Source organism: Pseudomonas tremae, assembly GCF_001401155.1.
In the GTDB taxonomy this organism is placed as follows: Bacteria; Pseudomonadota; Gammaproteobacteria; order Pseudomonadales; family Pseudomonadaceae; genus Aquipseudomonas; species Aquipseudomonas tremae.
Window position 1 is genome coordinate 74,074 of sequence record NZ_LJRO01000090.1, and the last position, 23,517, is coordinate 97,590.

At 58.7% G+C, this 23,517-nt stretch carries 21 protein-coding genes; 10 read left to right on the plus strand and 11 right to left on the minus strand.

Going from position 1 to position 23,517, the window contains the following annotated elements; genetic code table 11:
- Positions 1 to 4: 4 nt before the first annotated feature.
- The 9 genes from ALO43_RS06935 (at position 5) to ALO43_RS06975 (ending at position 7,486) form a co-directional block, all read left to right on the plus strand.
- Positions 5 to 439 (plus strand): prepilin-type N-terminal cleavage/methylation domain-containing protein, encoded by a 435-nt coding sequence (locus tag ALO43_RS06935; protein WP_083492127.1) that lies wholly within the window; start codon positions 5 to 7, stop codon positions 437 to 439.
- A complete protein-coding gene (locus ALO43_RS06940) occupies positions 439 to 810 on the plus strand; it encodes a type II secretion system protein (RefSeq protein WP_005893909.1) in 372 nt (123 codons plus the stop codon). The genes ALO43_RS06935 and ALO43_RS06940 overlap by 1 nt, the downstream gene beginning before the upstream one ends.
- Complete coding sequence (locus ALO43_RS06945; RefSeq protein ID WP_005893910.1) at positions 807 to 1,439, plus strand: prepilin-type N-terminal cleavage/methylation domain-containing protein; 633 nt, start codon at positions 807 to 809, stop codon at positions 1,437 to 1,439. The genes ALO43_RS06940 and ALO43_RS06945 overlap by 4 nt, the downstream gene beginning before the upstream one ends.
- Positions 1,436 to 2,170 (plus strand): type II secretion system protein GspK, encoded by a 735-nt coding sequence (locus ALO43_RS06950; protein WP_024689651.1) that lies wholly within the window; start codon positions 1,436 to 1,438, stop codon positions 2,168 to 2,170. Before ALO43_RS06945 ends, ALO43_RS06950 begins: the two co-directional genes overlap by 4 nt.
- Positions 2,167 to 3,237, plus strand: coding sequence for a type II secretion system protein GspL (locus tag ALO43_RS06955; protein WP_005893914.1), 1,071 nt, complete (start codon positions 2,167 to 2,169; stop codon positions 3,235 to 3,237). Before ALO43_RS06950 ends, ALO43_RS06955 begins: the two co-directional genes overlap by 4 nt.
- A complete protein-coding gene (gene gspM / locus ALO43_RS06960) occupies positions 3,212 to 3,823 on the plus strand; it encodes a type II secretion system protein GspM (RefSeq protein ID WP_024669443.1) in 612 nt (203 codons plus the stop codon). The genes ALO43_RS06955 and gspM overlap by 26 nt, the downstream gene beginning before the upstream one ends.
- The gene (locus ALO43_RS06965; protein WP_024669442.1) at positions 3,820 to 4,350 is read left to right on the plus strand and encodes a general secretion pathway protein GspN; all 531 of its coding nucleotides are present in this window, start codon (positions 3,820 to 3,822) and stop codon (positions 4,348 to 4,350) included. Before gspM ends, ALO43_RS06965 begins: the two co-directional genes overlap by 4 nt.
- Entirely contained in the window at positions 4,350 to 6,692 is a 2,343-nt protein-coding gene (gspD, locus tag ALO43_RS06970; protein ID WP_053932739.1) for a type II secretion system secretin GspD, read from the plus strand. Before ALO43_RS06965 ends, gspD begins: the two co-directional genes overlap by 1 nt.
- 74 nt (positions 6,693 to 6,766) lie before the next feature.
- A complete protein-coding gene (locus tag ALO43_RS06975) occupies positions 6,767 to 7,486 on the plus strand; it encodes an alpha/beta hydrolase (RefSeq protein ID WP_005893918.1) in 720 nt (239 codons plus the stop codon).
- A 51-nt stretch (positions 7,487 to 7,537) separates the two neighbouring features.
- Here ALO43_RS06975 and ALO43_RS06980 read toward each other — a convergent pair whose 3' ends face one another.
- The 10 genes from ALO43_RS06980 to pncA form a co-directional block, all read right to left on the minus strand.
- A complete protein-coding gene (locus tag ALO43_RS06980; RefSeq protein ID WP_005893919.1) occupies positions 7,538 to 8,284 on the minus strand; it encodes a hypothetical protein in 747 nt (248 codons plus the stop codon).
- Positions 8,285 to 8,508: 224 nt separating this feature from the next.
- Entirely contained in the window at positions 8,509 to 9,705 is a 1,197-nt protein-coding gene (locus ALO43_RS06985) for an MFS transporter (protein WP_054997296.1), read from the minus strand.
- A 217-nt stretch (positions 9,706 to 9,922) separates the two neighbouring features.
- Complete coding sequence (locus tag ALO43_RS06990; RefSeq protein WP_024669439.1) at positions 9,923 to 12,958, minus strand: efflux RND transporter permease subunit; 3,036 nt, start codon at positions 12,956 to 12,958, stop codon at positions 9,923 to 9,925.
- Positions 12,955 to 14,145, minus strand: coding sequence for an efflux RND transporter periplasmic adaptor subunit (locus ALO43_RS06995; RefSeq protein ID WP_024689648.1), 1,191 nt, complete (start codon positions 14,143 to 14,145; stop codon positions 12,955 to 12,957). The genes ALO43_RS06990 and ALO43_RS06995 overlap by 4 nt, the downstream gene beginning before the upstream one ends.
- Before the next feature lie 110 nt (positions 14,146 to 14,255).
- Entirely contained in the window at positions 14,256 to 15,119 is an 864-nt protein-coding gene (locus ALO43_RS07000) for an alpha/beta fold hydrolase (protein WP_024669437.1), read from the minus strand.
- A gap of 106 nt (positions 15,120 to 15,225) precedes the next feature.
- Complete coding sequence (locus tag ALO43_RS29975; RefSeq protein ID WP_144106521.1) at positions 15,226 to 15,471, minus strand: hypothetical protein; 246 nt, start codon at positions 15,469 to 15,471, stop codon at positions 15,226 to 15,228.
- Between the two features lie 222 nt (positions 15,472 to 15,693).
- Entirely contained in the window at positions 15,694 to 17,091 is a 1,398-nt protein-coding gene (locus ALO43_RS07005; RefSeq protein ID WP_024669436.1) for a sensor histidine kinase, read from the minus strand.
- Positions 17,069 to 17,752: a response regulator transcription factor gene (locus ALO43_RS07010; protein ID WP_005893930.1), complete on the minus strand. Its 684-nt coding sequence runs from the start codon at positions 17,750 to 17,752 to the stop codon at positions 17,069 to 17,071. The genes ALO43_RS07005 and ALO43_RS07010 overlap by 23 nt, the downstream gene beginning before the upstream one ends.
- 86 nt (positions 17,753 to 17,838) lie before the next feature.
- The gene (locus tag ALO43_RS07015; RefSeq protein ID WP_024669435.1) at positions 17,839 to 18,774 is read right to left on the minus strand and encodes a formate/nitrite transporter family protein; all 936 of its coding nucleotides are present in this window, start codon (positions 18,772 to 18,774) and stop codon (positions 17,839 to 17,841) included.
- A 139-nt stretch (positions 18,775 to 18,913) separates the two neighbouring features.
- Positions 18,914 to 19,558: a bifunctional nicotinamidase/pyrazinamidase gene (pncA, locus tag ALO43_RS07020; protein ID WP_005893933.1), complete on the minus strand. Its 645-nt coding sequence runs from the start codon at positions 19,556 to 19,558 to the stop codon at positions 18,914 to 18,916.
- Between the two features lie 188 nt (positions 19,559 to 19,746).
- On the opposite strand from pncA, the gene ALO43_RS07025 reads away from it, so the two are divergent.
- The gene (locus ALO43_RS07025) at positions 19,747 to 21,873 is read left to right on the plus strand and encodes a TonB-dependent siderophore receptor (RefSeq protein ID WP_054997297.1); all 2,127 of its coding nucleotides are present in this window, start codon (positions 19,747 to 19,749) and stop codon (positions 21,871 to 21,873) included.
- A 103-nt stretch (positions 21,874 to 21,976) separates the two neighbouring features.
- Here ALO43_RS07025 and ALO43_RS07030 read toward each other — a convergent pair whose 3' ends face one another.
- Entirely contained in the window at positions 21,977 to 23,224 is a 1,248-nt protein-coding gene (locus tag ALO43_RS07030; RefSeq protein ID WP_024689645.1) for a cellulase family glycosylhydrolase, read from the minus strand.
- Positions 23,225 to 23,517 lie beyond the last annotated feature (293 nt).

Consider the following 23,517-nt stretch of genomic DNA (forward strand, 5'->3'; position numbering starts at 1 on the left):
CGGAATGAAAACGTCTGTTGCGAGCCGGGGTTTTACCCTCATGGAAATGCTGGTGGTGCTGGTCTTGATGAGCATCGCTGTCGGTCTGGTGGGTTTCGGTCTGCAACAGGGTTTGAGTACTGCCAGCGAGCGTCGTGCAGTGGGCGACATGGTCGAGGCACTGCGGGCGACCCGAGTGCGGGCTATTGTGACGGGCCAGCCGGCGCGCACCGAGTTCAATCTGCGCAAGGCAACGTTCAAGGCCCCCGGCAAGCGTGAAATGCGTTGGCCTGTCACGCTGCGAGTGACCCTGCAGACCTCCTCGGACCTTGGCTCGTCGGTCGAGTTTTACCCGGACGGAGGTTCCAGCGGTGGCAACGTTTTGGTCGCCGACGGTGACCGGCGCTGGCGTATCGATATTGGCTGGCTGACCGGCAGTGTCCAGGTTCGGTCGCTTTAATGAAAACATCGCAGTCGGGGTTCACCCTGCTGGAGATGCTGGCTGCATTGACCGTTATGGCGGTCTGCAGTGGCGTTTTACTGGTTGCGTTCGGGCAAAGTGCGCGGTCGCTGCAACAGGTGTCACGCAGCGACCGGCTCAGTCACGCTGCCCGCACCATCATGGATCAGGAAAGCGCCGGGCCGCTGGAAAACGCTACGCGTAAGGGCACCTTGTCCGGCATTGACTGGACACTGGATATTCACCAATTGCCAGGCGCGAACGGACAACCCAGGCTGTTTCGCCTTGATCTGTCGCTGAACGAGCATCAGCGCAAGGCGCAGTTCAGTACCCTGAAGCTACGCGGCGCTGTCACCGGGGCTGGCTCATGAGGTCGGCTCAGCGTGGCTTCACGTTGCTTGAAGTGTTGCTGGTGATCAGCCTGCTGGGCGTGCTGCTGGTATTGGTAGCCGGGGCATTGTTGGGAGCCAATCGTGCCGTGCTCAAGGCTGAGCGCTACACCGTCAATCTGGATGAGACCCGCGCTGCGCAGGCCTTTTTGCGCAGTTCGATAAGCCAGGCGCTGCCGCTGGACACGTCCGCGGAAGACGATGTGAACAGCGGTTTTTTCGAAGGCTCGGCGCAACAGTTGCGGTTTGTCGCCACGTTGCCTGGCGAGTTGGGCGGCGGCATCCAGGTTCATAGCCTTGAGCTCAAGGGGCCTGAGGGGCGTCGTTCCTTGCAGGTATCTTTTGCTCAGGTTCAGTCCGGTGCAAACGGTATTGCACTTAAACCGTGGGGTGAGCCTCAAGTGTTGCTGCAAAACGTCGATTCACTGACGTTCAGTTACAGAGGGCTCAACCCGAAGGGCAAGCCTACAGGATGGCTGCCCGATTGGCCGTGGCCGAATCGTTTACCGGGAGCGGTACGGATCGACATGCAGACCAGAGGAACCATCAAATGGGTACCCGAGGTTGTAGCGTTGCGTCTGGATTTGTCCGGCGGGGCGAGCGGCGAATGATTGAAGCAAATCGATACCAGCGCGGCGTAGCGCTGCTGGTAGTGCTTTGGGTTCTTGCACTGCTCAGCCTGTTGCTGGGCGGGCTGGCGGGCTGGGTGCAACTGGAAAGCCGGCAGGCACTCTGGCTGCGGCAGAACACGCAGGCTTTGATGGCGGCTGAGGCTGGCATGAATATGGCTGTGCAGGGGTTGCTTGATCCTGCGCAGCGCAAACGCTGGATTGCCGATGGGCGTCTGGTGTCGTTGCGCATGGATGACACGCAACTGGTTGTGAGTATCAGGAGCGAGCGCGGCAAGCTGGACCTTAATAGTGCGCCGGTCGCCGATATATCCCGGCTGCTGCAGGCGTGTGGCGCGGCCAAAAACCAGGCCAGCAGTATTGCCCAGGTGCTGGAGGCTCAGCGTAATGGCGGCCAGTCACCCTTGCGAGTGGTCGAGGAAGTACGTCAGTTGCCGGGCATGAGTCAGGCGCTGTATACCCGGATATTACCGGAAATAACATTATGGAGCGGCCTGGACAGGCCCGATCCGGCATTCGCTTCGGGGTTGCTGCGTAGGGCCTTGAACTTGCCGAACCAGAGCGCTGCAGGGGCTGATCCTGGCGAGGTACTGGCCATCGACAGCCGCGCAGAACGACCGGGCGGTGTGACCGCCCTGTTAAAAACCACTGTTTTATTGAGCCCATCGGAGGGAAGCGCACAGCCCTACAGGGTATTGCGTTGGCAAGAATGAATTCATCAGTTTCTGCACGTCTGGCGCCTGTTTACGCGTTACGCGAACAGGTCGCCAGGCAGTGGCGTGGCAGTCCGGCCCAACAGGCATGGCAATGGTGGGTGGCCGAGCTTCGCGCCTGCCTGCCTTTGCGCGTGCGCCGCTGGCTGGGTCGCGAGACCGTCGAGCAGACGCACGTCTGGCCATTGGTCGAGCCGTTGCCTGTCGCATCGGCCCAAGCGCGACGCGTTCTGCTGCTGCCTGCTTCTGCGGTGCTGGTGCAAACCTTGCAATTGCCGGCCGCCGCAGCCCGCAACCTGTCCACCGTGGTGGGCTACGAGCTGGATCGCTTTACGCCTTTCGACGCGGGGCAGTTGTATTTCGTCGCTCGCCAGGACAGCCGTAGCGCCAGCTTTGTCCAGGTCACGCTGGTGGCCATACTGCGCGAGCGGCTGGACGCGATACTCGCCGAGTGCGCCGAGCGTGGTCTGCGTCCTGATGCTGTGGACGTTGGCGCTGAAGGTCAGCGCATGGGTGTCGATCTGCTGCCTATGCCGCTGCGTCCGCAACAGTCGCGCTCTGGCCATCGCTTGCAACGCTGGTTGGGCTGGCTGTGTGTCGGTCTGCTGTTGAGTGCCATGCTGCTGTGGCTGAATGATCGCCAAAGCCTGCTCGACGACATGCAAGCCAGCGTCAAGGCACAAAAAGCCCAGGTCGGAGAGGTTCAGCAACTGCGCCAGCAATTGACTAACACCCTGGGTGCCGCCAATTACCTGTTGCGGCGCAAGGCTGCTCAGCCGCCGCTCTCGGCGTTACTCAGCGAGCTGACCGCCTGCCTTCCTTCGGACACCTGGATCGAGCATCTCGAGATCAGTGACAGCGCCGAAGTGGCGTTTTCCGGCCAGAGCGGCAAGGCCAGTGCTTTGATAGGCCGGGTAAAAGACTGTCGTAGCCTGGACAATGCCCAGTTTCAGGGGGTGATCCAGCCTGACACCAAAACCGGCAAGGATCAGTACTCCCTGCGTGCGCACTTGCACCAGAACCAGCAACAGGAGAACGCCGATGCGCCGTCCACTGACAAGCCGTGAACGGCGGGGCGCGGCCCTTACTGTCCTGGCACTGGTGCTATGCCTGGCGTACTGGTTGTTGATCGACAGCTGGTTCGCCGGGCCATTGCGTGATATCGGCGAACAGACCGAGCAGTTGCGTGAACAGCAGCAACGCTACGCCGGTTTGTTGCAGCAAGGTGATTCCCTGCGCGAGCAGTTAGAGCAGGCGCGTCGGGATCCGGCGAGCAGCACCAGCCTGTTGCCAGGAGAAGACCCCAGTGCCGTGGCGGCGGACCTGATGCAGCGTATCGCCGATCTGATCAGCAGTCAGGCCAACACCGGTGGCGGCTGCGAGCTGACCCAGCGTATGCCGATCACGCCGGAGCAGGACAGCGCCGAGCCGTATCGTCAGGTCAAGGTCAGCCTGACCCTGAACTGCGCCATTGAGCCGCTGACGGCCATTTTGCATGCGCTGGAATACCAGCGTCCGTTTCTGTTTATCGATGAGATGAGTATGCGTCGCGACGCCAATGCGCCTGCCAATGGTGCTGCGGGCAAGCTGGTAGTGCATCTGCTGGTGCGCGGCTACCTGCAACCGGCCAGTGTCGGGGAGGGCGAGCAATGATCGGCTCATTACGTCCGCTGGAGTGGGCCTTGCTGGCATGTGCCGCTTTGCTGGCTGCGCTGATTGCACTGATATTCAGTGGTGCAGCACATTCGCCAGGCTGGCTGCCGGAGCAGGCGCCGCGTAACCTGACGGATCAGAAGGCGCAGATCCACAGTGCGCCGTCAGCTACTCTGGACAGTCTGGCTAATACTTGGAAGACCCCGCTTTTCAGTCCTGATCGCAGCCCCGATGCGGCGGTCCGCAAAACTGATGTGCAGGCCTCCAGCCTGGCTGGCCTGACCCTGACCGGGGTAATCATGGATGGCTCGCTACGTGTTGCACTGCTCAAACAGGCCAGCGGGCCGGCACTTAAAGTGCGTCAGGGCGCGCGTCTGCCCAATGGCTGGACGCTTGAGCGTCTTGAGCCTACCGAGGCCACTTTCAGGCTCGACGAGCGTACGCAAGTCCTGCGCCTGCCCGCGTTGCGCCTGCCGCCGCCGTCAAGCAGCCCCCCGATTACCTTAACCAACGATTCCACCCTGTGATGGGTACATTTTCTGGAGTTCCTGCCATCGCTACCTTGCGCACACCCTTGCTTTGCCTGGCCACCGCCGTCGCCCTTGGCGGCTGCGCGACACCGTCAGACACACTCGATCCCGACAATGGCATGCTGCAGGAAGCGCTCCAGGGAACGGGTTCACAACGTCCGCCGGTAGACCCGCGCAGCGAGCGACCGCCTGTCGAGCCACCTGCCCAGCAGACGACGACCTCGCCACAGCGCAAGATCATCCAGGGCAACCAGCGGTTCATCCGTCAGCCCGCTGCGGCGCCGGCTGCGCGTCCGGCCGAGACTGGCGATATCGTCTTCAACTTCACCAACCAGCCCATTCAGGCGGTAATCAACAGCATCATGGGCGATCTGCTGCACGAGAATTACAGCATCGCTCAAGGTGTGAAGGGCGACGTCAGCTTCTCGACGTCCAAACCGGTCAACAAGCAACAGGCGCTGTCGATCCTCGAGACGCTGCTGTCCTGGACCGATAATGCGATGATCAAACAGGGCAATCGCTACGTCATCCTGCCTTCCAATCAGGCCGTGGCGGGCAAGCTGGTGCCGGAAATGCGTGTGGCACAACCTTCGCCAGGAATGTCGGCACGACTGTTTCCGCTGCGTTACATCTCGGCCAACGAAATGCAGAAGCTGCTCAAGCCGTTCGCCCGGGAAAACGCATTTCTGCTGGTCGATCCGGCGCGCAACGTTCTCAGCCTGGCGGGCACGCCTGAAGAACTGGCCAACTATCAGGACACCATCGACACCTTCGATGTGGACTGGCTGAAAGGTATGTCGGTCGGCGTATTCGGTCTGCAGCGCGCTTCGGTCGGCGAACTGATGCCCGAGCTGCAAAAAATGTTCGGCCCTGAAAGCGGCATGCCGCTGGCGGGCATGGTGCGCTTCCTGCCTATCGAGCGGACCAATTCGGTGGTCGCTATTTCCTCGCAGCCCGAATACCTGCGCGAAGTCGGCGAGTGGATTCACACCATCGACGAAGGCGGCGGCAACGAGCCGCAGATGTACGTGTACGACGTGCGCAACATGAAGGCCACTGACCTTGCCAAATACCTGCGGCAGATCTACGGCACGGGCGCTATCAAGGAAGATTCGCCGGCCAAGGTGGCGCCAGGTCTGCGCACCACCACTCTGTCATCGCTCAACTCCAGCGGCGGCGGCGGCATGAGCGGTTCCGGTGGGCTGGGCGGCAACGGCGGTGGTATCGGCAACAGCGGCGGCATGAGCAATGGCGGCGGTTTTGGTAACAACCAGGGCCTGAACAACAGCCAGAACAACGCCGACAGCGAATCCGAGGGTGATGACCAGAGCGGCGGTGATTCCGAATCCGATTCGTCCGGCCAGGACGGCAGCGGCTCCGCAGGCAACGGCAAGTCACTCGACGCCAGCACGCGCATTACTGCGCAGAAGAGCAGCAACCAGTTGCTGGTACGCACACGTCCAGCACAGTGGAAAGAAATCGAATCAGCCATCAAGCGCCTCGATAATCCACCGCTGCAAGTGCAGATCGAGACGCGCATTCTGGAAGTCTCGTTGACTGGCGAACTGGACATGGGCGTGCAGTGGTATCTGGGGCGTCTGGCGGGCAATTCGGGAACCACCGGAAACGTCGCCAACACGGCAGGCAGTCAGGGCGCACTCGGCACCGGCGGGGCTGCGCTGGGCGCGACCGATGCGTTCTTCTACTCCTTCGTCAGCAATAATTTGCAGGTGGCGTTGCGCGCTCTTGAACGCAATGGCCGCACTCAGGTGCTGTCGGCGCCGTCGCTGGTGGTCATGAACAATCAGCAGGCGCAGATTCAGGTGGGTGACAACATTCCGATCAGCCAGACCTCGATCAACACCAATACGTCCACCAACACCACATTGAGCAGTGTGGAATACGTGCAGACCGGTGTGATTCTCGATGTCGTGCCGCGCATCAATCCGGGTGGCCTGGTGTACATGGACATTCAGCAACAGGTCAGTAATGCCGACAACAACGCCTCGAATAACGATGCCAACGGCAACCCGCGCATTTCAAGTCGCTCCGTTTCCACTCAGGTTGCGGCTCAGAGCGGTCAGACGATATTGCTGGGCGGGCTGATCAAGCAGGATAACGCAGAGACGGTCGACGCCGTGCCGTATCTGGGACGTATTCCAGGCTTGAGATGGCTGTTCGGCACCACCAGCAAGTCCAAGGGGCGTACCGAGCTGATCGTGCTGATTACGCCACGGGTCATCACCAGCAGCAGTCAGGCGCGTCAGGTGACTGATGATTACCGTCAGCAGATGCAGCTGCTCAAACCCGAGGTTTCGCGGACCAGCATGCATAACTGACGCTGTGTTAGTTTTGCCACGACATCCACTCACGGCGCTGCCTGTCGGCAGCGCTCAAAAGAGGTCATGAACCGATGCTGAAATTTTTCGCCGCCTTGCTGTTTGCTGTTGCCGGGATGGCGCAGGCACAGGACACCCTGCACACGGATCTGCCGCTGGACTACCTTGCGCAAGCAAATGTCGAAACCCCGAACCGGCCGCTGGTGATCTTCATTCATGGCTATGGCAGCAACGCTGCTGATCTGTTCGGGCTCAAGGAGCATCTGCCGGCCGATTACAACTACCTGTCGGTGCAGGCTCCGGTAACGTTACAGCCCGACAGTTACAAGTGGTTCACCCAAAAGCGGGGTGCACCCGATTACGACGGCGTGACTGAAGACCTGAAAAGCAGCGGCACCAAACTGACTGCATTCATTACTCAGGCCACGGCAAAATTCCACACTCAGCCTGACAAGGTTTTTCTGGTCGGCTTCAGCCAGGGCGCAATGATGAGCTACGAAGTTGCCTTGCGTCAGCCGAAGCTGGTGGGGGGCATTGCGGCGTTGAGCGGGCGTTTGTTGCCGGTGGTTCAGTCCGAGGTCAAACCCTCTGACGACCTCAAGGCGTTGAAAGTCTTCATCGGTCATGGAAAGCAGGACCGCCAGGTGGCCTACGCCAGCGGCCCGCAAGCCGAAGCAACCCTCAAGTCGCTCGGCCTGACGCCGCAGTTTCATGCTTATGAAGGCCTTGGGCACAGCATCAGCGAGGCTGAAGTGGTGGACCTGGGGAACTGGTTGCAACAGTCAGCACGCTAGCCAAAACGTGCGTCATCATGCCTGGAGGGGCGACGCACCATTCACGGTTAACTAATTGACCTTGACCTCGTTGAACTTGAGTACGTTGTCTTTGTTCTCGCGATCACGGAAGGTCAGCTTCAAAGCAGGTGATTGCTTGATCCGGCCCTTGGTCGCTTCAAAGATCAGCGTCACGCGGGTAGGGACGTTGCGGATTAACTGGAAACTGTCCCAACGGTCGTACTTGGCATCGCCAACGCGCAGTTGCGACAGACCCAGTGCGCCACCGGTTTCCTCAAACAGGCTTATTGGAGTGAGAAAACGGAAGTCGCGGTCTGCACTCTTGTTGATCAGTTCGAGGGTACAGGTAGGCGACTGGCCGTTCTGATCGCAATCAAGCAATTCCACGCTGAGGTTGTCGACGGTCTCGGATCGTTTGCCGAACATGTTGGCGTTGTCATTCTCGACGAACAGCTTCTGACTGCGGGCGAATTCGAGCGAAGGCTTGGCGTATTCACCGCCCAACTTGAAAAAAACTGCACACAGAAACAACGCCAGCGCCAACCAGACGCCAAGCTTGAGTACCGCAGGCAGCTTCCTGGCGAGGATTGCGATACCCAGCCCGCTGAACAACATGATCGCGCTGACAATGATTATCAGCGTCTTCCAGTTGATGAAGTCGACGCTGAGGCCAAGAATGGCCGGGTCCGGGAAGAGGTAGGTAAAGATGCTCCAGATGACCCCGATCATGCCGCTGATGCCAAGCGATATCTTGGCGAAAATCGCGGAAATTTTGCTTGTTCGTGGTGCTGCGTCCATTGCTGTTTTGCCTTGTTCGGGTTGCGGAGGTGCTTACCGATGCGCTTGAACAGCACATCGGAGGGTTGGGGGCCTTGGGATGAGGCGTCTGTACAATCCGTGTTCAATCGCGCTTATCCAGAGGTGCCGGATACGCGAGCCTAAAGGTGCGAGAGAGCCAGAAGGGCGATTTGCTATGCAACCGCCGCGGCATTATCCTGCAAATCAGTCACAAAGTGCAGCGTTTACGCATTCTGCCTTGATCGATCCCTGAGAAACGCCAGCAACGCAATCAGCGGCAGTACCGTGCCTGCGATCAGCACCCAAGCCCATCCGCCATGGTCGAATAGCGGGCTGGCCACCGCTGAGCCAATAGCGCCGCCGATGAAGATGCTGGTCATGTACAGCGCATTGAGCCGGCTGCGACTGGCCGCATCCAGGGCGTAGACAGTGCGCTGACCCAGGACCATGCTGGTCTGTACGCAGAAATCCAGGACCACGCCCGTGATTGCCAGGCCGATCACGCTGTAGGCAGGGTGAACCATGCCCGGGAGAAAACTCAGAGCGCCGAGCAATAGCGCGCCCAGTGAGGCTATGCGGGTATAGCCGGCGTCTGCCAGGCGACCACTGATGGGGGCAGCGATTGCGCCGATCGCGCCGATCAGGGCGAAGATGGCAATCTGCGTTTGCGACAGCCCGTGGTTGCGCGACAGTTCCAGTGGCACAGCCGTCCAGAACAGGCTGAACGTCGCGAACATGCACGCTTGGTAAAAGGCGCGCTGACGCAGCACCGGTTGGGTACGCAGCAGAGTCCAGAGCGAGAACAACAACTGGCCGTAGGACGCACGATGGTCCGGCACGCGCTTGGGCATGGTAGTCGCAAGCACTACGCTGATACCTATCATGATCACTGCCGCCGAGCCGAATACTGCACGCCAGCCGAAATGATCCGCCACCAAGCTGGCAATGGGCCGTGCCAGTAGAATCCCCAACAGCAGCCCGCCCATGATCCCGCCGACCACACGGCCTCGAGACTCCTCGGGCGCAAGGTGCGCTGCCAGTGGGATCAGCATTTGCACCGACACAGAACTGAACCCCACCAGCAACGACACCAGCAGAAACAGATTTGGTTGTTCGGCAAAAGCCGCGCCCAGCAGGCTGAGAACCGCAACCACGGTGGTGATCAGCATCAACCGCCGGTTCTCCAGCAAATCGCCCAGCGGCACCAGAAAGAACAAGCCCAGCGCATAACCGATCTGCGTCAACGAAACGATCAGACTGGCCGCTGTACTCGACAACCCGATGTCCGGGGCAATCAGCTCGATAATCGGCTGGGCATAGTAAATGTTGGCAACAATCGCGCCACAGCAGAACGCGAACAGCATCACCATGGCCGGAGTCATTGTCATCGCATTGTGCGCGGGTCGGGATGCGTGAGGCATGTAAAATCTCGCTTGGGCGCAGGCCTGTCAGATGTCCGGGACGTCTGTGTCAGGCGGTTGTGTGATTGATGGCGAGCAGGCTAACGTTTTTGTCAGGGATTAAGTAGGCACGGCGAGTTGATACAGGATATTTCTGCGAGTGATGGGTGGAGATGGGCTGTTACGTGGCAAGGCTGTTACGAGATACGTGATGAGCAGGATTTTCGTCCTTCTTCCATCAGGCCGGCTGCTTGATCCCATAACTCACCACATACAGCGCCGGCAGAAAAAACAGGGTGAGCAGGGTCGCGATGGCGATGCCGCCGATCATGGCGATCGCCATTGGGCCCCAGAACACTTCGCGGGCGATCGGGATCATGCCCAGGCTGGCAGCCGCTGCGGTCAGCATGATCGGTCGACAACGGTGTTCGGTGGCCTTGACCACTGATGACCAGGCGCTTTCGCCAGCGGCGATGAACTCGTCGATCTGGGTCACCAGAATCACTGAGTTGCGGATAATGATGCCGATCAATGCCAGCACCCCGAGAATCGCCACGAAGCCCAGCGGATAGCCGGAAATCAGCAGGGCGGCGACTACCCCTATCAGCCCCAGCGGCACCACACTGACCACCAGCAGAAGCTTTTTAACGCTGTGCAACTGGATCATCAAGAAGCTCACTACCAATAACAGCATCAGCGGCACGACCTTCAGAATGGGCCCTTGCGAGCGTGCGCTGGCTTCTACCGCACCGCCTGTGGCGATCGAATAACGCAGGGGGAGGCGGGCGCTGAAGGCATCGACTTCGGGTTTCAATTGCTTCACCAGTGCAGCCGGTTGCAACTTGCCGAGTACGCTGGCTTTCAGGGTAATAGTCGGCAGTCGGTCGCGACGCCAGACTAAAGGCTGTTCCTGCTCATAACTGAGGGTGGCAAACGCCAGTAGCGGTATGGTCGAACCATCCGGCGTCGGAATCTGCAGGTTGCGGAGGGTGTCTATCGAACTGCGCTCGTCGCTGTCGGCGCGTCCCACCAGATCAATCAGGTAGGTGCCGTCACGTACCTGGGTAATGGCAGTGCCCGTTACCAGGCTATTGAGGATCTGCGCCACGTCTTCCGAGGACAGACCAAACTGACGTATTTTGTCTTGAGCGATGTCGATCTTCAGTACTTTGCCCGGCTCGTTCCAGTCGTAGATCACCTGACCGATATTGGGGTTTGCATCCAGAATGGCGGCAAGCGCCATGGCCTGGCTGCGCACTTGCTCGATGTCCGGACCGCTGACCCGATATTGCACCGGCCAGCCGACTGGCGGGCCCATGTTCAAGGGCTGCACATAACCGCCCACACCGACGTAATCATCACGAAAGCGTTGGCGCAAACGTTCGATCAGACGGTCGCGCACTTCGCCACTCTGGCTGACGATCACCAGTTGCCCATAAAACGGATTGCTCAATTGCTGATCCAGCGGCAGGTAGAAACGCACCGCACCTTTGCCGACATAGGAGCTCCAGCGCAGCACATCGGGATCCTGCTTGAGCGTCGCTTCAAAACGGTCCATGGTCTGGCGGGTGCCTTCGATGGAACCGTTTTGTGGCATGTAGATGTCCACGAGGATTTCCGGTCGGTCGGAGTCCGGGAAGAACTGGTTCTGCAGCAATCTGGCCGCGAACAACGAGCCAATGAACAGCAGTACGGTCAACCCGATCACCCACCCTCGGTGCTCAAGGGTCTTGATCAGCAGACGGCTGAAACCTCGCATCCAGCGCCCCGGTTCGGCGTGTCGTGCCGACGCCTTGAGAATGTGCACACCGATCAGCGGCGCAAACAGCACTGCCACCAGCCAGGACAGCAGCAAGGCTACTGCGATCACCGCGAACATGGTGAATACGTACTCGCCTGCCGAACTGGAGTTCAGGCCGATGGGCACGAAACCGGCAACCGTTACCAGCGTGCCGGTAAGCATCGGGAATGCGGTCGATGTGTAGGCGAATGTTGCGGCCTGAGGCAATGAGTCTCCGCTCTCGAGCCGTGTAACCATCATTTCTACCGTGATCATGGCGTCATCCACCAGCAACCCGAGGGCGATGATCAGTGCGCCAAGCGAAATACGCTGCATGGTGATGCCGCTGTACTCCATGAACACGAACACCAGCGCGAGCACCAGCGGTATCGAGCAGGCCACTACCAGCCCGGCACGAATGCCGAGGCTGATGAAACTGACCACCAATACGATCAGGATCGCTTCGAAGAGCGCATGGGTGAAACCGCCGATGGCTTTCTCGACCACCTCGGCCTGGCTGGACACCAGATGCACGTCGATCCCTAGCGGCAGTTCTGCGCTCAGGTCATCGATGCGTTGCTGTAATTGCGTGCCGAATGTCTGGATATTGCCACCTTGCTTCATGGCCACCGCAAGGCCGATGGCAGGTTGACCGTTGAAGCGGAACAGCGAGGAGGGCGGGTCAGCATAGCGACGCTCGATGGTTGCCAGATCGCTGAGGCGAAAGAACCGGTCGCCGAGGCGTAAATTAACCGCTTGCAGGTCTTCTTCACTCTTGAACTGACCGCTCGCCCGCACCGCGATCCTTTCCGGACCCGCCTCCATCACGCCAGCCGGCGTGACCGAGTTTTGCGCTTGCAGGCTTTGCAGCACCTGACGTTGATCAATCCCCAGCGCTGCCAGCTTGCGGGTCGAGAAATTCAGGTAAATGATTTCGCGCTGGGCACCGAGCAATTCGATCTTGCCCAGATTGGGCACGCTGCGGATGTCGGCGCGTACCTGCTCGACATAATCCCGCAGCTGGCGAAACGACAGTCCGTCGGTAGTGAACGCGTAGATACTGCCGAATACATCACCGAACTCGTCGTTGAACGCCGGCCCCTGAATGCCGCTGGGCAACTCGGCGCGCACGTCGCTGATTTTCTTGCGCACCTGATACCACGCCGCCGGGATGTCGACGCTGCGGGTCTCACTTTTCAGGAACACGAAAATTGTCGATTCACCCGCCAGCGTGTAGCTTTTGACGTAGTCCAGAGCGTCGATTTCCTCAAGCTTCTTTTCCAGCCGATCGGTGACTTGCAGCAGCGTGTCAGGCAACGTTGCGCCGGGCCAGCGAGCCTGGATGACCATGGTCTTGATGGCAAACGACGGGTCCTCTTCGCGCCCCAGATTCAGGAATGACCAACTGCCCATCAGCAGTGAAACGAACATCATGTACCAGACCAGCGTACGGTGTTTGAGCCCCCAGGCCGAAAGATTGAAGCGCTCCCTCACAAACTGACCTCTCGCTGCAGACCAGTCTTCTGCCCGGGCGAGAGGGTTTTCTCGGTCGACGCGCGCTCGACCACTTCAACCGGTTGGCCGGGGTAAAGAAACTGCAGGCCCCTGGAAACCACGCGATCACCTTCCGACAACCCTTCGGAAATCACCACCTGACCTTGTTCATAACGCAGCACCTTAACGCGGACCAAAGCGACCTTCGCCTGTGCATCTACTCGCCAGACGGCTGGCTGTCCCTGTGTGCGGCTCAGTGCCGACCAAGGCAGGGCGACTGCCGGCTGCGGGTGCGTCTGCACCTGTGCGCGTACCGCCGTGCCCAGCGAGGGAGCAACGGCATCGTCCGGTAAGGCGACGCGTACACGCAGCGTGCCGTTGGTGGCGGAAACGATGGGCGTGATCTCTCTGATGGTGCCGATAAAGGAAATACCGGGCTGGCCGAGCGCTGTAATCGTGACCTCGCGTCCAGCCTGATCCGCATCCAGCAGTGATTCATACGCGGAAAATACCGCCTCGCGCTTTCCATCGTGGGCAAGGCTGAAAACCGGAGCGGCAGCCTGTACCACCTGGCCTTCTTCAGCATGACGCGCTGTGATGACGCCATCTGCCACCGCGAACAGCTCTGTGTAACCCACTTGCTCACGTGCGTTGGCGAGTTGCGCCTGCAACGCTGCCAGATCTGCGCGTGCGCTCTCCAGGTTCGAGTGTGCTTTCTGATGTTCGCTGAGACTGGTATAGCCTTTGGGGAGCAGGGTCTGCTGACGCTGGTAATTCTGCTCAGCCAGGCGTAGCCGGGATTCGCGTATGGCTACGTCGGCACTGGCTGATGCCAGTTGGGTCTTTTGTTCACGCGGGTCCAGCCTGGCGAGCACTTGATGGGCCCGGACCCGGTCGCCGACGTCCACATAACGTTCGACCAGCTTGCCTGACACGCGAAACGACTGCTCGGTCACTTTACGAGCCTGGATATCACCTGTGAGCGCCACACTGCTGACGACATCCACCGAGACGACTGGCTGCACCTCGACGCGCACCAGTGCCTTATCAGCAGGTTTGCCTGCGGAGCAAGCACTGAGCGAGAGCAGCGAGATGAGGCCCGGCACAGCGAGTAACCGGAAGAACGGAAAGGGGAGCGACCGGGAAGTTATGGGCGCACAGCAGAACGAGCGCAAAGGCGCCGCGATAGAAAAAGTAATCAACTAATAGCACTGCCCAGTCAGGTAAAACAGCGTCCATGCATCACAGCGTCAGACCGGGAAAGCCGATGAGCTGTCCCGGCACTGACGAAGGTGTTTCATGCCATTGCGGGAATACTGGGCCAAACCTGCTGGCTGACTTCGGTGCCCAGAAAGCTCAGTGCAGTCTTTTGCGAGTGATGCCAGGCTGCTTTGCTTTCCAGGTCCAGAAAGTGCCCAGTGTCCGGTACGACATTGAAGCTGCTTTTGGCGATGTAGTTGGAAAACATACGAGCGTCTTCAACAGTGGTGTATTCATCTTTTTCACCATTGATGAACAGCACCGGAATATCGATCGAGGAAAAACGCTCGACGTAGTTACTGGCGCTTAGTTTCCGGATCTGGCTGATATGAAAGTCGATCTGGCCGTATTCGTGTTCAGCAAGACTGATCAGGTGTTTGTAGTTATAGAGTTTGAAAAGGCGCGGCAGGTGTTTGCCCACGGTGTCGTTCAACAGCGAGCCGATCTTGCGTTTTTCGCGCGCTGCAAGGTAGACCTGAGCCTTGTCGATGTAGTCGAGCATGGGCGCGTTGAGCACCGGCGAGAACGAACTGATGATCGCCTTCTCCACGGATGGAGGGCATTCAGCAAGCGCCAGCAGCGCTGAAACGCCGCCCCATGACACGGACAGCAGGTAATTGACCTGATACAGGTCAATCAGTTGAAGGAGGATGTGTACTTCATCTTCCTTGCTGACGATCATCTCGTCCGGGTTGTGCGCCCGTGATTGCCCCGAGAACGGCAGGTCGAACAGCACGAGGTTGTAGTGAGGCTGCAGGTACTTGACCGTCTGCCCGAAAGAGCCTGTGGTAGACAACGCACCATTGACCAGCAAGATGGTCTTGGCATCGCTGCTCTTCCAGTAAGTCTCGGTGTAAACCTTGTAGTTACCCACGCTTAAAATCTTTGATTGTGCGCCCATGACAGCCTCCCAGCCGATGTCGATCCTACGATTAGTCCAGCGTTTCTCTGCTCTGGCGGCCATGCCAGTGCCTCGCCTGATAAGTGGCGAATCCGATGAGTTATTGTTATGGGTGCAGCGCATGCAGTTGCGCAGGAACCTTGTTTGCCCGGCTATAAATAACGCAGTGCCAGTATGCCGACAAGCCGCTGGCGTCAAAAAAATAAGGCGTGCCTGACGTTTGGATCCCTAAACCGAATTTCGCTGATTGATCGGGCAATGGGGGTTGTTCGGGGAAAAAGTCAGTATCGAGGCAGAAAAGCGCAATTTCTGGTCGGAACTTGTCCGTGCTGAAACGGTCAAGCGACGCCATTCTTGAAACATTAAGTTACAATTTAGCGCTTGGCATTGTGCGTCAGATTAATAACCAAAGCTCTGAAACCCCTGAGCCAGACGCGTTAAGCTCGTCAAAAAGCAGGCGCAGGGTTGTCTTGAGGAATACGCCTCATAGGGCATGTGTGATTTGATCTGGACTTTGGGAGAGACGTGCCGCAGGTGAGCGGCAGCTTTCATGCGAACCTTGCGTTTCGGCGTCTCAGTTGAGGGTGTTGGCCGTACGACATTCCAGCAGCAGGCTGGCGCCCCCGTACTCGCTGGTGCCTATTTGCAGCGTAAAGCCATGCAGATTGACGATGGCCGCGACGACGGACAAACCGAGGCCGAAGCCGCTTTGCTCGTTGCTGGCTTCGCTGCGATAAAAGCGTTGAAAGACCGCTGCTCGTTCAGCGACCGGGATGCCAGGCCCCGAATCCTGTACTTCAATGCAGGGTGTATTGCCTTGCTTGTCGGGGAATGCGCTGATTTTCACGATGCCGCCGGCAGGGGTGAACTTGATGGCGTTGCCCAGCAGGTTGGTCAGTGCTTCAAACAACAGCGCACGATCGCCCACAAGCGTCGGCAGCGGGTCTCGCAGTTCCAGCAGCAGCGTGATCTGATCTTCCTCTGCCAGTGGCAGATAAAAATCATGCAGCTCCTGCAATAGCGGCTGGAGTTCCAGCTCGATAAATGCGGAGCGTCTCTGACGGTCCTCAAGCTCGGAAATGCGCAACAGCCCCCGGAAACGCGCCATCAGCGTATCTGCCTCGCCGATGACCTGAGCGATCTGGGTGGCGTGGGTCGAATCGTGCGCAGATTGCTGCTGGATTCGATACAGCTGAGCTCGCAGGCGAGTGAGCGGGGTGCGCAGGTCGTGGGCGATATTGTCGCAGACACCCTTGACCTCATTCATGAGCTTTTCGATCCGGTCAAGCATCGCGTTAACGATCACCGCCAGCATGTCCAGCTCGTCACGCCTGTTGGACACCGGCAGGCGCCCGGCCATGTCGCCTGCGATGATCGATTCGGCGCTGGCCTGAATAGCCCGGATGCGCCGCAAAGGGCGGCGCCGCAGCAGATGCCAGCCAGCGACCCCGGGGATGATGGTCAGCGATATACCCCACAGCAACGCGTGCAGGATCAATGTGCTCACCGCAAACAGCGAGCCATTCTCGCGTACCAGCACCAGCCAGCGGCCATCCGAAGTCCGGTTGACGATGGCGTCGCAGCTGCCCTCCGGCATGCCAGGGTCATCCGATTCGATGCAATCGTTCAGGACGTGAATCTGGCCATCAATGGGCAGGTTGCTCGGCACGCTGCTGATGGGGCCGGCGACCGGTCGAAAGTTTTCGTCGAACAGCCCATAGGCGTCCACCGAGCGCGAATCGAAGGTCATGCTGGTGGCCAGCGCATCCTCCAGCGCCTGCCCCTCGAACCGCGAGAACAGCTGCTGGCGATGGGTCAGTGACTGGCGGGCGAGGGTGTCCAGATAGGAAGTGACTTCCCAGTACAGAACGCCCAGAAGAATAACGCTCCAGGCAACGAAGAGAGAGCTGTACAGCGCCAGCAGGCGGCTTGTTGAAGATCGCCAGCCCTTAGACGGGTTCGGCAATGACATAACCCGATCCTCGCACGGTCTGAATAAGCTGTGCGGTGCCGGGTTGGTCGATCTTTTTGCGCAGACGGCCAATGTGGACGTCGATCAGGTTGGTGCCCGGATCGAAGTGATAGCCCCAGACTTCCTGGAAGATCATCATTCGGGTAATGATCTGTCCGCTGTTGCGCATCAGAAATTCCAGCAGTTTGAACTCGGTAGGCAGCAGGATCAGTGGTTCGCCGCCACGGCAGGCTTCCCGGGTGATCAGATTGAGTTCAAGATCGGCTACCTGCAGCACGGTCTTCGCCGCGCTGACCGGGTTGCTGCGACGCAACAGCACCTCGACGCGCGCCGCCATCTCGTCTGAAGCGAATGGCTTTGGCAGGTAGTCATCACCTCCGGCACGCAATCCGCGTACACGTTCGTCCACATCGGACAACGCGCTGATCATCAGAATCGGCGTGGATATACCCTGGGCGCGCAAGTGGGTGACGATGGTCAGGCCATCCATCTCCGGCAGCATGCGATCCAGGGTTATGAGGTCGTAGTCGCCACTCACTGCACGCGCCAGGCCATCACGACCGTTATCGACCCAATCCACTTCCAGCCCGTGGCTGTTGAGTTCGGTGACGATTTCCTTGGCGGTGATGGCATCATCTTCGATTGCCAGAATTCGGGTCATGGTCCCTGCCTGAATAAGTGCGTTCAAAGCGTCATTCTGCCTTTAAAAGAAGGCGCCGTTTCTGAAAGAAAGTTTAATGACAGGGATCATATCTCTTTCTTTGCCCCGGCATCTGCGTCTTTGAGCTGTTGCGCCTTCTGCAAACGAATTTTTTCTGCCTTGTTCTTGCGGTCGCGCTCCATTCGCGCGGTGGTGTCCTTTTCGCTGCGAATCTGCGCATGGCTGATCAGCGCAAAAATGAAGCTGCCACCGATGATATTGCCTGCCAGTGTCGGCGCTGCAAAGGTCAACCAAAAGTCCCCCCAGCCCAATTCTCCGGCAAACACCAGATAGGACACTTCCGCCGAGCCCACCACGATGTGAGTGAAGTCTCCGAGCGCCATGAGGTAGGTAATAAGCACAATGATCGCGATCTTGGCTTTTTCCATGGAGGCAATCATCCAGACCATGGTCGCAATCATCCAGCCCGACACGATGCCCTTGGAAAACATCTGGGCGACATCGTTTTCCATGACTTTGTGGCCTATCTCCAGAAACGCCTTGTCTGTGCTGGCATCGAAAATTGGCAGATTGAGCATCACGTAGGCGACCAGCAACGTGCCGACCAGGTTGCCGCCAAGCACCACACCCCACAGGCGAAACAAACGGCCTATGTTGGCCAGATTGAATTTGCTCATGATGGGCAATACGGCAGTGATCGTGTTTTCAGTGAACAACTGCTGGCGCGCCAGAATGACCGCCAGAAAGCCTGCCGAATAGCCCAGGCTGCTGATGACATGACTGCCGGTAATGCCCTCGAGACGGGAGTTGAGCAGCCCCATCGCCATCAATGACAACCCCATGGTCAGACCCGCTGCCAGCGCCGACCACCACAATGCGGCCACACTGCGCTCAAGCTCGTGATCGCCCTGAATACGGATCGTCTCGTGCAACACCGCTGCACGAGGCGGCTGGTTCTCGTCAATCTCGCGCTCTTCCTCGGCGGAAAGGCCGGGGGTCTTGCCGTCTACTTCGTGGTCCATACAACGTCCTCAGCGCCAGTGATGAATGGTCCTGCGCAGGCGGCGTCAGTCCGATGCTTCAGACAGGTGCGGCGCGCCGTCGTTCGCTGCCGCTCTTGCACATCGAGAATTGTATGCGCGAGTTGGCAAATTGTCGGTGCTAGCCCAGCAAATGGGCGCTTTGTACACGCTCTACGCCGATGCCCAGAAGGGTCTTCCATGCGTGCTCCAGCGAGCCGTTCATGTCGATGGCGCGACAGGCGTCTTCAACCACGTACGTATTGAAACCGGCACTGCGTGCATCCTGCGCCGACCACGCAACGCAGAAATCCAGCGCCAGGCCGACCACGAACAATGTGTCGATGCCACGTTCTTTCAGATAACCCGCGAGCCCCGTAGAAGTCGTGCGATCGGCTTCCAGAAAAGCCGAATAACTGTCGATATGCGCATTGCAGCCCTTGCGCAGGATCAATTGTGCGTGAGGCAGATCAAGCGCTGCATGCAATTGCGCACCGTGGCTGCCTTGCACGCAGTGGTCCGGCCAGAGGGTTTGCAGGCCGTAGGGCAGGGTGATGCTCTCGAACGGCGTGCGTTGCGCGTGGCTGGACGCAAAGGAGATATGCCCGGCCGGGTGCCAATCCTGAGTGATGATCACCCTCGTAAAGCGGCTGCCCAGACAGTTTATCAATGGCAACAAGGCATCGCCATCAGCCACGGCCAGTTGCCCGCCGGGCATGAAGTCGTATTGCATGTCGATCACCAGCAAGGCGCAGCGAGGGTCAGCAGGCTTGTCGGAAAGGAGCATGGTCGGTTCTCTCGTCAGGGCGTAAGCGTCAGTTTGCCTGTTTGCGCCTGTGTTGGCTAAGCGAGGCAGGCAGCATGGAAAAGGAAATAAGGGATTTTGTATCAAGTGTTAATGCGAATCTGTACTATTCGCAAAAAAATCCTGCTGGGTCCCAAGAGGCCTGGTTTCTTGCCAAGGGCAGCACCTCAATGCGTCGTACTCTCGTTTCTCTTTGTATCATTCAGGCCATATCTCAAAACGCCTGGGCCGAGCAGCCCACTGCCGGTCAACCTTCACTGGAATTGCAGAACATCGACATCCAGAGTACGGCCAGCGCCGATACGGCGCAGGGGCCGGTGGAAGGTTATCGCGCCACGCGCTCTGCCAGCGCAACACGTACCGACACCTCTTTGCATGAAACGCCGCAGTCCGTCAGCGTCATGACCCGTGATGCGGTAGAGGACATCGGCTCCACGCGTCTGCAGGATGCGCTCGACTATGCCGGCGGGGTCGGTCGGGCCAACAATTTCGGTGGGCAGGGCCTGACGACGTTCACCGTTCGCGGCTTCACCACCGGCGAGTTCTACCGCAACGGCTTCCCGATCAACCGGGGTTACCCGAACATGCCTGATGCCAACAGCATCGAGCGTCTTGAAGTGCTGCGCGGTCCGGCGACCACACTGTATGGCCGTGGCGATCCCGGCGGTACTTTCAACGTAGTGTCGAAACAACCGCTCAGCGAGCCCAAGGTCACACTGGGCAGCCAGCTCAATGACCAGGGCATGAAGCGCGGCACACTGGACGCTTCTGGCCCGCTGGATGATGAAGGGCGCTTCGCTTATCGCCTGAACGTCGTGGGCGAGGGTGGTGACACCTTCCGGGATCACGTCGAAACCGAGCGCTATGGCGTGGCACCCGTATTGAGCTGGCAGGTCAACGACGCGACCCGCATCACCTTCGAGGGGGATTTCATGCGCAACAACGCGCCGCTGGATCGGGGCCTGACGCGCTATGCCAACCAGACGAGCACCGCTTCTCGAGACACTTTCTTTGGCGAGAAGAGCGTGGGCAAGCTGCACAATGACAACAACATGGCGCAGCTGCGCTTCGATCACGACCTGAACGCCGACTGGAAGCTGGGCGGCGGCGTGCAGATACTCGACGGCTCGCTGCAGGGCGATGCCATCGAGGCCAACGGCCTGGCTGCCGACGGTCGCACCCTCGGACGCAACTTCAACTATCGCAAGCTGGAGTGGACCGACCGCGACGTGCAACTGAACCTTACCGGGTATTTTTCTGCTGGCGGCTTCGACCACACCTTGCTGACCGGGGTCGAATACGAAGACTACGACTACAAGTCGATCATCCAGCGCTCCAGTGGCGCGGTCAGTGCCTACCCCATCGACATTTTCAACCCGGTCTATGGGCAGGCTCGGCCTGCGCTGACCCGAACCACCACCCATGACAAGGAAAACCTGAAAACCTGGGCGGCCTTCGTGCAGGACCAGGTGGCGTTGACCGAGCGCCTGAAGCTGCTGGGCGGCGTACGTCTGGAGCGTTTCGAGCACGATTACGATTCATTCCTGCCCGGTACCAGCAGCTGGACAGCCAGTGATAATGCGGTCACGCCACGCATTGGCCTCAGCTATGACCTGACCGACACCGTCGCCGTTTATGCCAACACGGCACGCTCGTTCAAACCCAACAGCGGTGCCAGCCGTCTGGGTGGCGGATTCAAGCCGGAAGAAGGCAAGTCTTACGAGATCGGCACCAAATGGGAGGCGCTGGACGGGCAATTGAGTGTCGATGCAGCGGTCTACCAGATCGAGAAACGCAACGTGCTGACCACCGACCCGGTAGATTCCACATTCAGCGTGGCGGCAGGCGAAGTGCGCAGTCGTGGTCTTGACCTCAACATGGTCGGCAACCTGACCCCCGAGTGGCGGATGATGGGCAGCTACGCCTATGTCGATGCCGAAGTGACCAAGGACAACACGCTGCGCTCCGGCACACGGCTGATGAACATCCCCGAACAGACCTTCAGCCTGCTCAATGTCTACGAATTTCAGGACGGTGCCTTGCGTCGCCTGGGGCTTGGCGCTGGCGGACGTTACGTCGACCAGCGTGCTGGTCGTACCGCCAATGTCGCCTTCTCGATGGACAGCTACACCGTTTTCGACCTGCTGGCTTATTACAAGGTCAATCAGCACGTGAAGCTGAATCTCGACTTGAAGAACGTGTTCAATACTGAGTACGAAGAAGGCGCGTTCGGTAACGTCTACGCCTATCCGGGAGCCCCGCGAACGGTGCAGGTGGGAGTCGCTTATACGTTGTGATGCTGCACGTATATGCTTCTTGTATAGAAAGCCTGACCCTTTTCAGGGGCGGGTTGAGCGGCGCGTGTCGCTGATATAAAACCCCGGTCGCACGGGCATTGAATCATGAGTACTGGTCTGACTTTGAAAACCCGACACGGTGGCGAAGTTTGCCATACTGGAACTGCTCCTTGCCGGGTAAAATATCCGCCCCCGCTGCTTTGAGCGCGGTCATGTTATCCGTCAAGGCTTTAGTGGCAGCGTCCTTTTGCTGGAAGGTGTTGCCTAACAGCAAGCTGGCATTGCCCACTTCTCCGATCTGGAATTTATAGCCGGCCTCTTGTAACGCCTTGATCTGTTTTGCGAGCCGGGAAGATGCTTCGTTTTCCCTGGCATACACATGAAAACCGCCAATGAGGGCGGGGTTGCCTTCACCATTGGCGGCTTTCAGTTGTTCGGCAAACTTGACCAGGCCACTCTGCGGGCCAGCGGTCAGGCCACCCCCCCAGTTACTGTCCTCGACAACAATGCTTCCTTTAAAGCTGGCATTGCGCGCGGATCTAATCAACGTGGTCTGCATGTCGGCCCATTCCTGACTGGCACTCTGGCCGCCCTGGTTAAACGTATCCAGCACGAAACCGGGGCGACTGCCGAACTTTTTGACCACACTGCTGATGTCGGCCGCAGCCTGCTTCAACTTGTCTCCCGTCAGCACGTTGCCGCTGCCCTGGTTCGCATTGTCACGAAAAGTGAACTGAACTTTTACACCCTGTTTGCCCCCTTCATTAAGCAGTGCCCTGAGCTTATCCATCTGCTGGGAATCCTGAATCTGAACATGGGTCATCTGGATGCGTAACGTCCCGCCTCCAATCGCTTTCAGCTCCTGAATCATCTTTGTGGCAGCTGCAGGTGTGGCGATGTCATCAGGATTGACGTTGGCCCCCCCGCGCGCTGGCGGGGCGGCAATTTTGGCTGGCTCTGAAGCGGCAGCTTTTTCAGCTTCCTTGGCTTTTTTTTCTGCTGAAAGGACCGTGCTGTCTTTAACTGCGGCCACTTCGTCGCGAGAAGCCTTTGGATCGTCGCGGCTGACACGCGCTTTTTGACTGGCAAGCAAAGCCGTGTCTGACGAGGAAGCTTCGCTCTCCAGTGACCGAGTATTTCGACTGAGCATCATTCTTGTGTAAACGGGGGACGTCTCCGGTGTCGCTGCGGTGCGCCTGTCGGAGGCCGTGTAGGTGTCGAGTTTTGCCTGCTTATCCGGATTAGCTTCAGTCGCGACAGCGTCCACGGTCCGAGTGGTCCCGTCTGCCTTTGCAGGCCTTTCGTTGGCGGCCGTAAGAGGGTCATATGACCTGGCGGTGCGGATATTCATCGAATGTCTCTGTAGGCTCTGTACGAAAAGTGGCTGCGCTCGGCGAAACAGGAGAGTGAGTCGTCAGGGAAGCAATAACTTATTAAATGACAGTGTTCATATAGCTGGTTGGGGTAGTTGTGATGACGCTTTTATTAACGTTCCGCTTTTCCTGTTTTTTTTCTTAATATGCTTTTTGGGGCAAAAACGTATGTTGAGCGTTAATCTGTCGGCAGCGAGTGACGCATAAACAGAGCGCTCAGGGCAACAAAAATTATGAGTGGCTGCGGTCAAGTCACCTCCCCAGTGACTGT

What these genes read in the sequence shown, in the direction of transcription:
- ALO43_RS06965 (WP_024669442.1), top strand. Translation starts at nt 3,820, where the DNA reads ATGATCGGCTCATTACGTCCGCTGGAGTGGGCCTTGCTGGCATGTGCC.
- pncA (WP_005893933.1), bottom strand. Translation starts at nt 19,558, where the DNA reads ATGCTCCTTTCCGACAAGCCTGCTGACCCTCGCTGCGCCTTGCTGGTG.
- ALO43_RS06955 (WP_005893914.1), top strand. Translation starts at nt 2,167, where the DNA reads ATGAATTCATCAGTTTCTGCACGTCTGGCGCCTGTTTACGCGTTACGC.
- ALO43_RS06940 (WP_005893909.1), top strand. Translation starts at nt 439, where the DNA reads ATGAAAACATCGCAGTCGGGGTTCACCCTGCTGGAGATGCTGGCTGCA.
- ALO43_RS07025 (WP_054997297.1), top strand. Translation starts at nt 19,747, where the DNA reads ATGCGTCGTACTCTCGTTTCTCTTTGTATCATTCAGGCCATATCTCAA.
- gspD (WP_053932739.1), top strand. Translation starts at nt 4,350, where the DNA reads ATGGGTACATTTTCTGGAGTTCCTGCCATCGCTACCTTGCGCACACCC.
- ALO43_RS29975 (WP_144106521.1), bottom strand. Translation starts at nt 15,471, where the DNA reads ATGGCGTCGCTTGACCGTTTCAGCACGGACAAGTTCCGACCAGAAATT.
- ALO43_RS07010 (WP_005893930.1), bottom strand. Translation starts at nt 17,752, where the DNA reads ATGACCCGAATTCTGGCAATCGAAGATGATGCCATCACCGCCAAGGAA.
- ALO43_RS07005 (WP_024669436.1), bottom strand. Translation starts at nt 17,091, where the DNA reads ATGTCATTGCCGAACCCGTCTAAGGGCTGGCGATCTTCAACAAGCCGC.
- ALO43_RS07030 (WP_024689645.1), bottom strand. Translation starts at nt 23,224, where the DNA reads ATGAATATCCGCACCGCCAGGTCATATGACCCTCTTACGGCCGCCAAC.
- ALO43_RS06975 (WP_005893918.1), top strand. Translation starts at nt 6,767, where the DNA reads ATGCTGAAATTTTTCGCCGCCTTGCTGTTTGCTGTTGCCGGGATGGCG.
- ALO43_RS07000 (WP_024669437.1), bottom strand. Translation starts at nt 15,119, where the DNA reads ATGGGCGCACAATCAAAGATTTTAAGCGTGGGTAACTACAAGGTTTAC.
- ALO43_RS06945 (WP_005893910.1), top strand. Translation starts at nt 807, where the DNA reads ATGAGGTCGGCTCAGCGTGGCTTCACGTTGCTTGAAGTGTTGCTGGTG.
- ALO43_RS07015 (WP_024669435.1), bottom strand. Translation starts at nt 18,774, where the DNA reads ATGGACCACGAAGTAGACGGCAAGACCCCCGGCCTTTCCGCCGAGGAA.
- ALO43_RS06985 (WP_054997296.1), bottom strand. Translation starts at nt 9,705, where the DNA reads ATGCCTCACGCATCCCGACCCGCGCACAATGCGATGACAATGACTCCG.
- gspM (WP_024669443.1), top strand. Translation starts at nt 3,212, where the DNA reads ATGCGCCGTCCACTGACAAGCCGTGAACGGCGGGGCGCGGCCCTTACT.
- ALO43_RS06950 (WP_024689651.1), top strand. Translation starts at nt 1,436, where the DNA reads ATGATTGAAGCAAATCGATACCAGCGCGGCGTAGCGCTGCTGGTAGTG.
- ALO43_RS06980 (WP_005893919.1), bottom strand. Translation starts at nt 8,284, where the DNA reads ATGGACGCAGCACCACGAACAAGCAAAATTTCCGCGATTTTCGCCAAG.
- ALO43_RS06935 (WP_083492127.1), top strand. Translation starts at nt 5, where the DNA reads ATGAAAACGTCTGTTGCGAGCCGGGGTTTTACCCTCATGGAAATGCTG.